8 protein-coding genes and 1 tRNA gene are annotated in these 14,261 nt (G+C 34.9%); all 9 read left to right on the plus strand.

The window, feature by feature from the left end; translation table 11 throughout:
• Window positions 1-385 precede the first annotated feature (385 nt).
• The 9 genes from AC0MXB_RS03430 (at window position 386) to AC0MXB_RS03470 (ending at window position 14,220) form a co-directional block, all read left to right on the plus strand.
• Window positions 386-3,046 carry a TrlF family AAA-like ATPase gene (locus AC0MXB_RS03430; RefSeq protein WP_474038209.1) on the plus strand — a complete coding sequence of 887 codons (2,661 nt, stop codon included), beginning with the start codon at window positions 386-388 and terminating at the stop codon, window positions 3,044-3,046.
• A gap of 274 nt (window positions 3,047-3,320) precedes the next feature.
• Window positions 3,321-3,590 (plus strand): hypothetical protein, encoded by a 270-nt coding sequence (locus tag AC0MXB_RS03435; RefSeq protein WP_474038210.1) that lies wholly within the window; start codon window positions 3,321-3,323, stop codon window positions 3,588-3,590.
• Window positions 3,591-3,779: 189 nt separating this feature from the next.
• The gene (locus tag AC0MXB_RS03440; protein ID WP_474038211.1) at window positions 3,780-6,665 is read left to right on the plus strand and encodes a KAP family P-loop NTPase fold protein; all 2,886 of its coding nucleotides are present in this window, start codon (window positions 3,780-3,782) and stop codon (window positions 6,663-6,665) included.
• Between the two features lie 209 nt (window positions 6,666-6,874).
• Window positions 6,875-8,113 (plus strand): DNA polymerase Y family protein, encoded by a 1,239-nt coding sequence (locus AC0MXB_RS03445; protein ID WP_474038212.1) that lies wholly within the window; start codon window positions 6,875-6,877, stop codon window positions 8,111-8,113.
• 11 nt (window positions 8,114-8,124) lie between these two features.
• Window positions 8,125-8,358: a hypothetical protein gene (locus AC0MXB_RS03450; RefSeq protein ID WP_474038213.1), complete on the plus strand. Its 234-nt coding sequence runs from the start codon at window positions 8,125-8,127 to the stop codon at window positions 8,356-8,358.
• A gap of 485 nt (window positions 8,359-8,843) precedes the next feature.
• Window positions 8,844-9,359, plus strand: a complete 516-nt coding sequence (locus tag AC0MXB_RS03455) for a hypothetical protein (protein ID WP_474038214.1) — start codon at window positions 8,844-8,846, stop codon at window positions 9,357-9,359.
• A 581-nt stretch (window positions 9,360-9,940) separates the two neighbouring features.
• Window positions 9,941-10,936, plus strand: coding sequence for a TRAP transporter substrate-binding protein (locus AC0MXB_RS03460; RefSeq protein ID WP_474038215.1), 996 nt, complete (start codon window positions 9,941-9,943; stop codon window positions 10,934-10,936).
• Between the two features lie 23 nt (window positions 10,937-10,959).
• Window positions 10,960-14,061, plus strand: coding sequence for an EAL domain-containing protein (locus tag AC0MXB_RS03465; RefSeq protein WP_474038216.1), 3,102 nt, complete (start codon window positions 10,960-10,962; stop codon window positions 14,059-14,061).
• Window positions 14,062-14,144: 83 nt separating this feature from the next.
• Window positions 14,145-14,220, plus strand: a tRNA-Ala gene (locus tag AC0MXB_RS03470).
• The last annotated feature ends 41 nt before the right edge of the window (window positions 14,221-14,261 follow it).

The raw sequence follows: 14,261 nt of genomic DNA on the forward strand, positions 1-14,261 counted from the left end.
ATTTACAAATACATTTATGTCTTTAAATTAAAAATTTCAAAAATGTCTGAAATATCTTATAACAATTTTATTTTTTAATAAGAGTTTTGTTTGCTTAGAGGGATGTAAGTTATTGAGTTTATATGTCGGAAGAGATTTATTCAGTGCGATATAATTTAGACTTGCGTTAGTATATTCATGACGAAAAAAAGAAATATTGTAAAAATTTTGCTGAATTAGCAGGAGTTTTGCTTTGTTAAGAATAAATTTACAATAGTTTACTAATAAATGTTTAAGAAAATTATTGATATATAAACGCTTCTTCATATTAATAGAGTTAATGTAATTTAGCTATATGAAAAGTAATAAGGCGTAGATAAGCCATTATTATTTTGGAGGGGATAAAATGTCTTTAGCGCAATGGTATAAGGTGGATTTTCATGTGCATACACCAGAGAGCAACTGTTTTCCAGACAAAGATATTACAGCAGACGATTGGCTTAGAAATGCTAAGGCTTCAGGAGTTAATGGAGTTGTTATAACCGACCACAACTCTATAGGATTTCTTCAAGCCATTGAAAATGTGAAAAGAAATTATGAAGATAAAAATAAATTTAAAGTGTTTTATGGAATTGAAATTTGTGTATCAGCAGACTTTACGCATTTTATTATTATTTTTAATGACAAATTACCTTTGTCAACGATAAAAGACGATGTTGTTGAATATTTAGGTCTACGGAGCGAAAACTGGGGAGATACTACAAAAACTGTGAGTGAAGATAAACTCTTCCGCTTGTATAGAGAGAAAAGTGATGATGTTTTTATTATCCCGGCTCATTTTGCGTCCAGTAAAGGGCTGGGTAGAACTAATATTAATGCAATAAAAAATTACACTGATAATATTACATTTTCTGCTATAGAAGTTAGAAGTAATGATGATTTAATAGAATATAATAATAAAGTCGTTGCAGGAGCTATTAAAAAATGTGCTAAAATATCTGGATCAGATAATCCTATGGATTCTAATGAAAGTAAACATTGTGTCCAAGGTATCGGAAAACGCTTTTCATGGATAAAGGCTGCAACTCTTGACTTTGAAGGATTGAGGCAAGTTTTTATTGATCCAGAGTACAGAGTTATAGACTTTGTAGAATTTGAAAAGTTAGGGCGAAATTATAATCCAAATGATATATTGCAGAATTACATTTCAGGTATAGTGTTAGAAGATTTTAAACACATCGATAAAATAAGTTTGCGATTCTCTCCTTATTTTAACTGTATTGTAGGTGGGCGAGGAACCGGAAAGTCAACTTTTATAGAATCAATTCGGGCCTCATTACAGGGAGAAAAAACATTTGAAGATAAAATGTTGTTAAAAAAGACACTACAAAGAAGTGGAAATATATCAACATACTATAATTTCGGAAGCTGTAATTCATATAAAATTCAAGTAACTAAGAATGGTCTTAAAAATTACATTTATAAAATTGAGGATTCCAATGGTGAAGTTGCGGATCCACCGACGTTTATGGCAGATATATATAGCCAAAAAGAAATATATTCATTAGTGGAAGATGAGAATAATATCTCTGTATCAGATAAAAGTCCTTTTATAGAGATTATTGATTCAAAGGATATAACCAATATCTATAAAATACAAGATAAGTTAGGCGATATTATTTCTGAATTGTTTTCGGAATCTCAAAAAATATATAATTATCGTGCAAAGTATCAAGAATTATCCGCATTGAGATCTGAGATTAAATCAGTTGATTCCGCAATGAAACAATTTGAAGAAAGTGGTCTTGATAAAAAAAGAAAGGAGTATGCTGAAATTAGCCAGATATTTGAAAAGGGCTATACGAGCATAGGCTTTGTTAAAGATATATATGTTTCATTTCAGAAAAATTTAGAGCAGGCTCTTGTCGAGATGGATAAGGTATTATTAGATGAAAACTATTGCAAAATTTTGGAATATAATAACAAGTTAGTTGCAAGCTTATCGAAGGTAAATCGTGAGATTAAGCAGGAAATAGATGAAATAGATATAGTGGCAAAATCGTATGAAGAATCAGAAGTTAATAATTTAGTTGTAAAAGCAAAAGAAACATATGAAGAAGTATTGAAATCTTTACAAGGCACAGGAAGTGCGGATGCAGGAGAAATTGATGCGAAACTACGAGCACTAAAAAATAGAGAAATGTCTTTGCTTAAATTTAAAGATGAAGAAGAAATTAGTGTTAACAGAATTAAGCAACTTGTTGAAGAATATATCTCAATTAGAAAGAGCTTAACTGACTGTAGAAAAGCAATTATTGAAAATACATCGATTGATACTTTGAAAATTCAGATTGAACCAATGGCACATATAAGTAGGTTTAGAAAAAATATTCAGAAGGAATTTGGAAAAGAAGATATTTACAACAATTTATTCGAGGCGCTTTGTCAGAATATTTTAGATCCCGCAAATGATTATAGTAAACTTAAAGAATATATGCTATTTTTGCTCATTAACGAGGATGGAAATATAAATCGATTTTTTAATGACGAATGTACAGAATCTAGATTTATCAAGCTATGGAAAGAAAAAAAAGAGAAAAATACACTTGTTTCTTTAATTAATATTTTACCAGAAGATCTAATTAAGATTACGATACGTGATAATGGGGTAGAAATTGATATCAACGAAGGGTCTCCAGGACAAAAGTCTGCAGCTGTTTTAGCTTTTTTGTTGAGTAATGGGAGAAATCCGCTGATTATAGATCAACCTGAAGATGATCTTGATAATAGTTTGATTTATAACTTAATTGTTGAGTCAATAAGAAAGATGAAGTTAAAGAGACAAATTATAATTGTTTCACACAATCCCAATATTCCGGTACTTGGTGACGCAGAAGGCATTATTATACTTGAACGAAATAAAGACGGAATGGTATCTTTATTTAAAGAAAAAAAAGCAGGCTGTATTGAAGAAAAAGTAATTAGAGATGGAATTTGTGATATTATGGAAGGCGGCGAATTAGCTTTTAAAAAGCGAGAAGAAAAATATATGTATAAATACTCTTGATATTAATTTCTCACTCTACTTATAGAAAATTACTCAATTTCCTTATTTTATTTGGAGGACGACAGTTTTTATAATTTAGATGAACATTTGGTATTAAGCTTAACTTATTTATCGTAATGAGTCGTAATTTATTATGAATATCATAATAAATATTTTGTTGGGAAATGAGGACAGTTCATTTCCTTTTTTTATGGATAGGAGAGATTATTTTTATTTTCTTTTTACCTGAAAAAGAATAAAACCAAATCGCCTAAAAAGTTAGGGAGTGCTAATCATGGCGAGAAACGATAAATATTCATGCCAGCAAGCTGAAGTCGAAGAGTTCTTTGGTACATTACCGCAATTGAAAGGAGCTGCGGAATATGTTTGGTTTGCACAGCAAATTCGAATTTCGGTACTGCACGAGATCGCTCAGATGATCACAGATGGAAAGTTGAAGCGCAATAATGTTAAGGTAATGGGACTTCTTGCAGAAACACAGTGCAATTGGTGGATTAGGCACCAAAAATGCAGTGTTCAGGAGTTTCTGATCGCTACAATTTAATTAGGAAATATAAGATTGAGTAAGACCCTGGACAATATAGGGTCTTGTTTTTTTGCAATATTAGTCAATGCTTTGATTTTCATAAGTAAATGGTTAAATGTATTAATGAAATTGAAGGGTTTGGCAATTGTTTGTACTAATGTTATTATAAAGCCATATTTTAATATAAAATGAAGTGGAATGATATTAATGTTAATGTTTTTATTGAAGATTATAATATGGGGAATTTTTGTACGTATTTATTTTGATTCTGCCTTCATGATTTGGAATGCATATATTGTAACTTTCATAATAAATATAGCCTTAGTAAAGGAAAACCAAGCAATACAAAAAATATTATTTTTATTATGCTCAGTAATTCCTTTATGGGGAGTCGTGGGAGCTAGAGTCTGGAAAATTAGTAGTTTAATACTTAAAGATCTTCAGATAAATAAAATGTTATTTTTTATTAGCGCCTTATTTGTAGGGGCTTATGTTGGCGGTTTTTTTGATATTTACTTTCTATATTTACTTTCTCAGTTTATTAAATATATAGATTGTAACATTTTATATGGACTATTAGTAACGTTATGCTTTTTATATGTTTTTTTGCTTATTAATTTTTTATGTAATTATTGGAAGTCCTATGTAGAAAAAAAACATGAAAACATGGAAAGCAGTAAAAAAACTACTCCCTTTATTTATATGGATAAGGAAATAACAACATTTAAAGATGACTACCTAGATATGGAGGAAAAAGTTAATAAAGTTTCTAAGTTTGTACTGAATAATGGATCCCGAGATTGTTTTGTATTTGGGATTGATGCGCCGTGGGGAACGGGAAAATCATCTTTAGTCAACTTATGTAAGGAAAAGTGGGAAAATGATGAGGCTTATGCTGGGAAAATAGTTGTATTTATTTTTAATCCGCTTATTTATGCTGGTAAAGAACACCTATTTAAAATTTTCGTGGGGGAATTAATAAGAAAAATTAGAAATGATTTTTTTGTTCCTGAACTAGAGAGTTCTATACGAAACTACTTAGCATCTCTTAAAAATTTTAAGCCTACAATTACGTTAGGAATATTTAAAATGGAATATTCATCTGCAAAGGAAAATGAGGAGCGGATTTTCAGCGATTTAAAAGAATTTTTTTGTAAAAGTGATAAAAAATTTATAATTGTTATAGACGATTTAGATCGCTTAGATTTTAAAAATGTAAAGAGAATTTTATATGGAATTAGGCATTTTACCTTTTTACCTAATATTACTTTTGTTTTGCCATATAGCTCAGAAAATATTACTAATGCGGCAAAAAGTGATATGAATGCACAACAAACTGTTGAATTTTTAGAGAAGTTTATTAACGCAAAGTTTAGCCTGTATGTAAATAGCCAAAGTTTAATTAATTTTTTATATTTAGAAAAGGAAATGAAAGATGAGAAAAGTATTTTTATTAAAGAAGTTTTAGGGGAATACTTACGAAATATCAGTAGGACTGGTGACTATCATAGATATATTCCTTTTCTTGGAGATATAAGGAAATTAAAAAGGATTGTTAACTCTATTAGGCTTATAGAATTAGAGAAAATTGACTTTACTATATTTGATTTTAATATTTCAGATTTAATTCATTTAATACTAATATATAATCAATATCCAAAGCTTTTTGGACTCATTTATCATTCGGAAACAGAAGGACGCTGTCATTTATTTTCGGTGGAGACGGCAAATAGTGATAAGGGTAGTCAACAATTTAAGAAAAGTATTAGATATGATGAAATTACAAAAAAATGCAATGATGATGAAAATTTTTTACTTGAAAAAGTTTTTGATTATAATGAAAGAATACGTGCTTTTCCTAATGCATATGGTAGCTCTAATAATCCTTCTGAAGAAATGCTTAGTGTTTGTGCATGCTTTAACGAATCGTGGAACTCTACATATCCAACGGGAAATTTAGAGAAATATTTAAATATGATAGTTGATGGAATTTTACCACCCTTATCACAACAGTATAATAATTATAAAAGATTAGAAAATGCCTTTCTAAAGGATGAACTGTTTTTAAAGGACATCTTTGATGACGAAACTTTTAAAGATTGGAAATCTTATAAAGAATTTTTTCGGATTTTAGAAAGAAATTATAGTTCGGCTTTTAATACTGAGAAATGTAAATTAATTATAGAATATTTGCTGGAGAATATTCAAAAATTTTCTCTTTGTGTAGAAGGATCTCGATTTTCAAACTGGCCTATGCGTGAATTAATGATTAGTTATATGGTGGTATTTATCAATAAGATTGAAATGGTAAATGCAGGTTCGATAGAAAGAGAGAAAATAATTGGAGAATATGTTTTTGATAAAGTTTTAAATCCTTTAATAGTCAAATATAGAGAAAGTGGAAGTTTACTAGTTTTGCACGACTTATTAGTTTTAAGATTGAATTGTTGCCGTGATAGAGGTGGCGAGCAATATAGCCTATATGGTGCGCTTCAAAGGCGTTTCAATCCTAATGTTGGTAACATTGAAGGGCTAACTCATACTTTGTTAATAGACGAAATGAGAGAAATGTCTCAACAAATATTTGATGGGTTTTATAAAGAAATAATAAAAAAGAAAATAAACATTTTTGATATGGTGGAAAAAATTTCTGTCGAAGATTTAAAAGGGATAGGAATAAAGGGGGAAATATCAACTGAACAAATTGAAAATGCAAAAATAGGAATGCTGCAGTTTATTATCTATCAAATTGGGAACACTAATATTGATCAAGGAATTGGTTGCGGTTACTATGATTTACAGGGGAGAGATGATGCACATGAAATTAATAAAATATTTACTGATTACCTTTTAGATTTGTTTAAGAATGATAAAAAGCTGCTTATAAAATATGTTAATTTGAATACTGAAAAATTAGCTTTTGGAAATCAATTTAGGCATTTTGTTTTAGATAAAGAAAAACTTAGAGCATTTTGGAATGAATACAAAGACGAAATAATGAGAAGTGATAAAGAGGTTTTAAAAGAAGATAGCACTATACATGAAATATCTAGTTTTATAGAAGGGTATCTTAAAATTAATAAGGTGGGATAAAGTAACTATCATATGTTTTGTTGTAGAAGACAATTTATAGATTATGAATGTTACTTTTAAGGATTCTAAGACATATGGAATAGTTTGTACTAAGATAAAAAATCTTCTTCGTTAGTTCTTGCAACTGGGGAGGAGATTTCCATTTGCATTTTTTCGTTATAACGCCTATAATTTAAACGAACAAACGTTCGCTTATTGGAGGCGTAAATATGGCGAGGACAATCTTGCATGTGGATCTCAATAATTTTTATGCCAGTGTAGAATGTCTGTATCGGCCCGAAATCAGAGATAAGCCCGTGATTGTGTGTGGTGATATCGAGGCACGTCACGGCATTGTGTTGGCTAAAAATAATATTGCCAAAAAGGCTGGGGTGAAAACTGGCGATGCTATATGGGAAGCGAAACAAAAAATAGCCGATTTGGTAGCGGTACCGGCTGACTTTAAGAAGTATCTTCGTTTCTCTCAAATGGCTAAAACTATTTATGCCGATTACACTGATCAGATTGAACCGTTTGGGATCGACGAATGTTGGCTCGATGTGACTGGATCTGTGTGGCGTCTTGGATCAGGTGAACAGATCGCAAACGAGATACGGCGGCGTATTCGCAGCGAACTCGGAGTTACAGCTTCGGTCGGAGTCTCGTGGAATAAAATATTTGCAAAACTCGGATCGGACATGAAAAAGCCAGATGCAACCACTATTATAATAGAAGAGAATTTTCGAGATAAGGTTTGGCCGCTGCAAGTCGATGAGCTTCTTTATGTGGGCCGATCAACTGCCAAGAAACTTCGAAGTCGCGGTGTCTATACAATCGGAGATCTAGCGAATCGTGATCTACATAGCTTAAAGCTGCTCCTAGGTGTATGGGGTGAGACTCTCTCTTGCTTTGCGAATGGTCTTGATTCGGCGCCGGTAAAAAAGGCCGGGGAAGAACGGGTTATTAAATCAATCGGAAATAGCACAACGACGCATAGAGATTTGTTCAATGATAAAGATGTGAAAATGATCATTTATGTATTAGCTGAGAGTATTGCGGCGCGGTTAAGGGCTCATGGGCTAAAATGTACGACTGTATCAATTTATGTGCGTGGCAATGACTTGGCATCCTTCGAACGGCAAGGGAAGCTGCAACAGCCGACTTTTGTATCGGGAGATATTGCCGGCAAAGCATTTGAGCTATTTTTTACCAATTATCGCTGGGATCGCCCGATTCGAAGTTTAGGCGTGCGCGGTTCTGATCTTGTTACGGCAGCTGGCCATGTTCAGCTAGATTTATTTGGAGAAGACTCATCCGTGAAAGAATCCGTTGAGAAAACGATCGACGATATTCGGCGCCGATTTGGTCAATTTAGCATTCAGCGCTGCTCTATGCTTCAGGATCGGATGCTGACCGGCTTTAATCCTAAGGATGATCATGTTATTTATCCAACATCATTTTTTAGATAGAGGTTTTTATTATGGGAAAGGTAATAGTCAAAGTAGTCGCAGAACATGATACGCAGGGGCAAATTAGGCCGCTTCAGATTACCTGGAGCGATGGACGCCGCTTTGCTATTGATCGAGTTTTAGACGTTCGGCAAGCCGCTTCGCTAAAAGCTGGGGGCTTGGGAATGCGTTACACTTGCAGGATTTGTGGGAAAGAGATCAAGCTGTTTAATGATAATGGTATTTGGTTTGTTGAGACGGACTAATGAGAGTGGCTTTTGGGAGTAATTTCTTATGATATAATCTATAATTAAATTTGTTTGAAATTTTTTTGGATAAAAGAAGGAGTTTTACTGGTATGCGTCATATATGTGTTATGCATAACACATATATGACGCATACCAGCTACATCACCACTTTGAGCAATTAAAGTATAAAAAATTATTTTATGGATAGAATAAAATTTTGCTTTAGATTTTATTGACACAAATCCTAATACTATCTATACTATAAGTAAGATATGTATTTTCTCCGAGAATGACGGAGTGGGATACCATAGAATATCATTCACCGGTATGTTTGACCTCCGAGAGTGACGGGGTGACGAAACGTAGAATATCACTCACTATGATGTTTGACCTCCGAGAGTGACGGGGTCGTGAAAATGTAGAGTATTACTCACGAGTATGTGCTATAAAAAAATCCCTCTTAAAAAAGAGGGATTTTTTTATAGCACTTGGGGAGGACAAGTATGAAATTTACTTCCATTGCAAAAGCCTTTTTTGAACTTTGTTCATTTGAAGAAGAGTTGTTGGACAATAAAGGAAACAGGAGACCATATCTGTTAATATTAAAACTTAAATATAAGGGGAAGAAACGAGACTTTGCTATTCCGTTTCGTTCTAATATATCTGGAACAACTCCGAAAGAGCAATATTACTCTTTGCCTGTAAGAAAAAGTACTCAAAAGGGGAGAAAGCATGGATTACATTATACCAAAATGTTTCCAATAACAAAGGCATATCTTGAAAAGTATCGATTTTTGGAAGATGAATACTATAAATTGATAATGGAAATTATTGAAAGGGACATAAAAACAATAATTTCTCAAGCCCAAATCTATTTAGATAACTTCGAGAAGGGAATAAGACTTCCATATTGTACTGATATTGATAAGATTATAGAAGCAATAAGTCCTGTAATTGTGCCTGAACAAGAAATAGCTGCAATGGAAAAAGAGGCGGCCGCAACAGTCGAGAATAAATAAAATTAGTTTGGCTTTTTGTTCTCTTTTAGGGTTTAGCTTTCATTTTAATAGGTCATATACTTAGTTATGGTACCAGGTCGACGATATTAATACTGTCAATTGGGATGATACGGACACAACGAATAGTAGACAAAGGTTTTCTATGCTCGATGATTTGTACGGTCGTATCATAAAAAGAAAAATCCAGAATAGTCATGGTCTTGTTATTTGATGTGATAACTTTGCAGCTTCCAACATTTTTCTAACCGTTACAGTCTCAAACAACTATAAGTATATGGTTAGAACATGTTAGAAGTGCTGATTTTTCTAAACTATAATTATCTATATTTTATGTAGATCATAAATGGCATTCAAGAGGTCAGCGGTTCGATCCCGCTTATCTCCACCAAATAAAACAAAAAGACTTTGTGCTTGATGCGCAAAGTCTTTTTGTTTTATTTGGCCTTTTGTTTGAAAAATAGAAAGGTTTTTGATTTTTTTTGACGAATTAGAGCGGTAAAAGAGGGTGCGGATGATTTGAAGTAGTAAGAAATTTTGAAAGCGTTGCGGCTATTGCACTAAAAGAAGCTGGAGGGATAGCCATGAAAAAAGTATTGCTTGGGGCGACTATTTTGGCAATCTTTATGGTGACTATGGTAGGCTGTAGTTCTTTTAGTGAAAAAAAACCGGAATATGTGCTTAGATTAGGTTATGGACAACCGACAACAAGTACGCGGCATGTTATGGCGGAACGATTTTCTACTTGGATTTATGAACAAAGCCAAGGCAAGATAAAAATAGAACTTTTTCCTGGTGAGTCCTTAGGAACTGATAAACAGATGACGGAGATGGCAATAACTGGATCTTTGGATCTGGTAATTACGGCACCAGGCGTTCTTGCTAGTTATGAACCAAAATTAGCGGCGTTGGAGCTACCTTTCTTATTTTCCTCTCGGCAATCAGTAGCAACATTATTAGATGGAAAAATTGGCGAGGAGTTAGCAGAAAGTTTGCCGCAACGAGGCATTCGACTTTTGGCCTACTGGGATAATGGTTTTAGGCAATTTACTAACAATAAACAGCCAATTGAAAGGATCGAAGATTTTAAAGGTCTGAAAATTCGTGTTCCTGAAAATGCCATGACTTTAGCAATTTTGCGCGCCTATGGAGCGAGTCCGGTTGTTATGGCTTTTCCCGAAGTATATCCTGCATTGCAACGCAAAGAAATTGATGGACAGGAAAATCCAATTAGTACGATTTATAGCAATGAGTTTTATAAGGTGCAAAAGTATCTGACAATACTTGACTATAAATATGAAGCGACACCCCTTATTATAAGTGAAAAAACTTGGCGCAGATTATCGCCAGACCTACAGAATTTGTTACGGGAAGGCGCACTTCGCTTTGCCAGTGAGCAACGTCAATTAAACTATGAACGGGAAACGCAAAATTTGCAAACAATGGAAGCTTTAGGCATGGATATTCGTCGGCCGTCTTTAGTGCCCTTTCAGAAAACTTCACAAGGTATTTATAAACAATGGGAGAGCTCTTTAGGAAAAGACTTCATCGATAGAATTTTACATGAGGCAAGAAAATAGGAATTTAGAATGAGGTGACAGGAATGAGACCTTTTTGGGCTTTTAAGCTAAAGCGGTTGCTCTATTCGCTACAGGCTAAATTTCTGTTGGCTTTTTTACTTCTTTCGCTTGTTCCACTGCATTTTATGGAAACGCTAGAGTACTTTGATGATAAACAGATTTTAATTGAGGATGCTTATCGTTCGCTGTATTCGGCTTCTTTTCAAACTGCATCAGGTATTGATACCTTTATTCAATCAAATAAAACAATTCTTGCAGTGGAGGCAAGATTACCTGATTTAGCTGATTATTTTGCTTTGAAAAATTCGACGGCCCCAAAAGCCGATGCCTATGATCGAACGATGGCGATACTGGAATCATTCCGAAATCGTGACCGTTCCTATATTGTTTCTTACGGCTTGATCAATTTAGCAGGGAAAGACATTCTTGATACCGATGAAGACAAAATTGGTCGTGATTTTTCTCATTTTTCTTATTTTCAGGAAGCCCTAGCAACAGGGGCGCCTTATGTATCTTCGTTGGAGCTTTCACAAGATACTTTAGAGAAGGGATTTTTCTATTTTAGCTGTCCGGTTTTAGATCAGGCAGGGCGACAGACTGGTGTTCTCGTTTTGCAGTATCGTGCAGAAATTTTGCATAATTTACTTAATAAAAACTTCATTCAGAATGGACCGGAGTCTTTCGCTATTTTGCTTGATGAAAATTTTCGTGTTCTTGCTGATAGTCGAAAAACGCAAATTACTCATGAACTTATCAAATCTGATGCGTTACTGCACGAAGGTTTAGGGAAAATTGATTCGCCAGCGCCGTATTTTACGATTCCATTTCCTGATCAACAGGGAGAGCCTATGGCTGGTGTGTCTACCAGGATTGGCTCAGTTCCGTGGTTTATTGTTTTTTTGCAACCAGAGGATGTTTTTTTACAGCCTATTTATGCGCAAATTGAATGGAAACGCTATTTTGTGTTGCTCATTGCAGCGATTTCAGCGATTTTCGCTGTCATTTTATCACGTCATTTCTCTCGGCCCATTTTGCATTTAACGAATCTATCACGGCAAGTTACGGCAGGAGACCTTAAAGTAGAGGCGAAAATTTCTACGCATGATGAAATCGGGTTACTTACTTACCATTTTAATCAAATGATTCGGACAATGCGGTTTTCGCAAGAAAGTCTGGAACAAAAAGTGGAAGAACGTACGGTAGAAATAGTGGCGGCCAATCAAGAGCTTGTAGCGATGAATGAAGAAGTACGGGCCATGAATGAGACATTGCTTGATATCAATCGAAAGTTAGAGTCGGAAGTAGCGATTCGCTGTCAGACGGAGCAAGAGCTTTTGCGGCGAGAACGCCAATATGGGGCGATTACGAGTTTGCTTACCTGTGAAGCAGAAGATTTTGGTGCACTCTTGTCCCTGATATTACGTGATGCACTGCAGTTGATTAAGGCACCTGGCGGTTATATTGGTCTCTACGGTGAACAAGAGAAAACGCTGGTAATTCACTATATTTTTGGTCAAGATGAGTCGAAAAGTATGGAACATTTAGCTGCCGATGAAACTTTGCAGCGTCTTGTTTATGACAGTGGTGAAATGATTCAAATCAGTGATTATCGTCAATATCAGAAGCGGGCCATGAAGCCAGGCTGTGAACGGTTGTCTAGTATCATTATGCTGCCGCTTAAAGAAAAAGGCTGTGTAAAGGGAATTCTAGTTGCAGGCTGGTTTGATGAAGTTTATCCTATTCGCCCTGATGAGGTCGCTGTTTTGCGGCAGTTCAGTGACTTGGCAGCGCTTGCGTTGCAACGAGCAGCGGCTCAGGAACAAATTCGTACGATCGCTTTTCATGATAGTCTTACTGGTTTACCCAATCGGGCTAGTTTATCCAACCGGCTTCAAGATGAGCTAGTTTTGGCGCAAAGATTGCAAAGAAAAGGTGCGGTTCTCTTTGTTGATTTAGATGATTTAAAATCTGTTAATGATACGCTAGGACATTTAGCTGGCGATGAAGTGATTAAACAGGCGGCTTTATATATTCGCAATGCTGTAGAAACAGAAGCATTTGTTGCGCGTATTAGCGGCGATGAATTTATTGTCATTGCTTCAGGTGTAGAAAGCAGAGTACAAGCGGCGCTTCTTGCTGAAAAACTTGTTAAGGCCTTGTGCCAGGAATATGTGGCAGCAGGCGAAAAACTTCATTTGTCGGCTAGTATCGGTCTTGTTGTTTATCCAGAAGATGCTGATAATGCCGAAGAAATTTTAAAACGCGCTGATAGTGCTATGTATGCTGCTAAGCAGGCAGGGAGAAATTGCTGGCGATTTTATGAACCGGCATTGCTCCAGGAAGCATCAGAAAAAGTTATTTTAACAAATGCTTTACGGCAGGCTTTGGAGAAAGGGGAGCTTTATTTAGAATTTCAACCGTTAATGTCTTTGCAAAGCAATGATGTTTGGGGCTTTGAAGCATTGTTGCGCTGGTATCATCCGATTTATCAGCAAATTTCACCAGCGCGGTTTATTCCTTTGGCTGAAGCAAGTGGATTGATTGTGCCTATTGGGCGCTGGGTGTTACAAGAGGCCTGTTTATTTGCGAAGGATTTAGCTGATTTAGGCAGGGATAGTATACATGTGGCTGTAAATATTTCTTCACGGCAGCTTGCGTCAGAGGATTTTGTTGAATCGGTCTGTCACAGTATTGAAAAGGCGGGGATTGAGGCAAAACAACTAGAGCTGGAAGTAACAGAAAGTAATTTGATTGAATCAATGGAACTGAGCGTGAAAAAACTATCTCAGTTGCGTTCGTTAGGCGTAGGTATATCTTTAGATGATTTTGGCACAGGCTATTCATCTTTAACATATTTAAGGGATTTGCCAGCGACAATTCTTAAAATTGATAAATCTTTTGTAGATCAAATTAGTATGGATCAAATGCAGTTAAATATAGTTGGCTCCATTGTTTCCTTGGGCCATAGTTTGGAAATGACGGTAGTCGCTGAAGGAGTTGAAACAGCAGAACAATTAAATTTACTTAGACTGTTTCATTGTGATTGTATACAGGGATATATTTTTGGCCGACCCTTAAAAAGCGATAAGGCAATTCAAACATATTTGCAAAAAAAATCTTGCTAGATACTTGCGTATTTTTCAGAAATCTTTTATACTAAATAAAGTAATTATACATAATGTTTTAGTTATGTATAGTTAATAGCTATGGGGGTATAGCTCAGCTGGGAGAGCGCTTGAATGGCATTCAAGAGGTCAGCGGTTCGATCCCGCTTATCTCCACCAAACAAACATAGACAGCGTAAGGCTTTGAGGCCTTACGCTGT

The organism is Pelorhabdus sp. sgz311001 (assembly GCF_055901755.1).

Bases quoted from the DNA above. Each gene is read 5' to 3' on its own strand.
- AC0MXB_RS03465 (WP_474038216.1), top strand. From the start codon at position 10,960: ATGAGACCTTTTTGGGCTTTTAAGCTAAAGCGGTTGCTCTATTCGCTA.
- AC0MXB_RS03460 (WP_474038215.1), top strand. From the start codon at position 9,941: ATGAAAAAAGTATTGCTTGGGGCGACTATTTTGGCAATCTTTATGGTG.
- AC0MXB_RS03445 (WP_474038212.1), top strand. From the start codon at position 6,875: ATGGCGAGGACAATCTTGCATGTGGATCTCAATAATTTTTATGCCAGT.
- AC0MXB_RS03455 (WP_474038214.1), top strand. From the start codon at position 8,844: ATGAAATTTACTTCCATTGCAAAAGCCTTTTTTGAACTTTGTTCATTT.
- AC0MXB_RS03440 (WP_474038211.1), top strand. From the start codon at position 3,780: ATGTTAATGTTTTTATTGAAGATTATAATATGGGGAATTTTTGTACGT.
- AC0MXB_RS03435 (WP_474038210.1), top strand. From the start codon at position 3,321: ATGGCGAGAAACGATAAATATTCATGCCAGCAAGCTGAAGTCGAAGAG.
- AC0MXB_RS03430 (WP_474038209.1), top strand. From the start codon at position 386: ATGTCTTTAGCGCAATGGTATAAGGTGGATTTTCATGTGCATACACCA.
- AC0MXB_RS03450 (WP_474038213.1), top strand. From the start codon at position 8,125: ATGGGAAAGGTAATAGTCAAAGTAGTCGCAGAACATGATACGCAGGGG.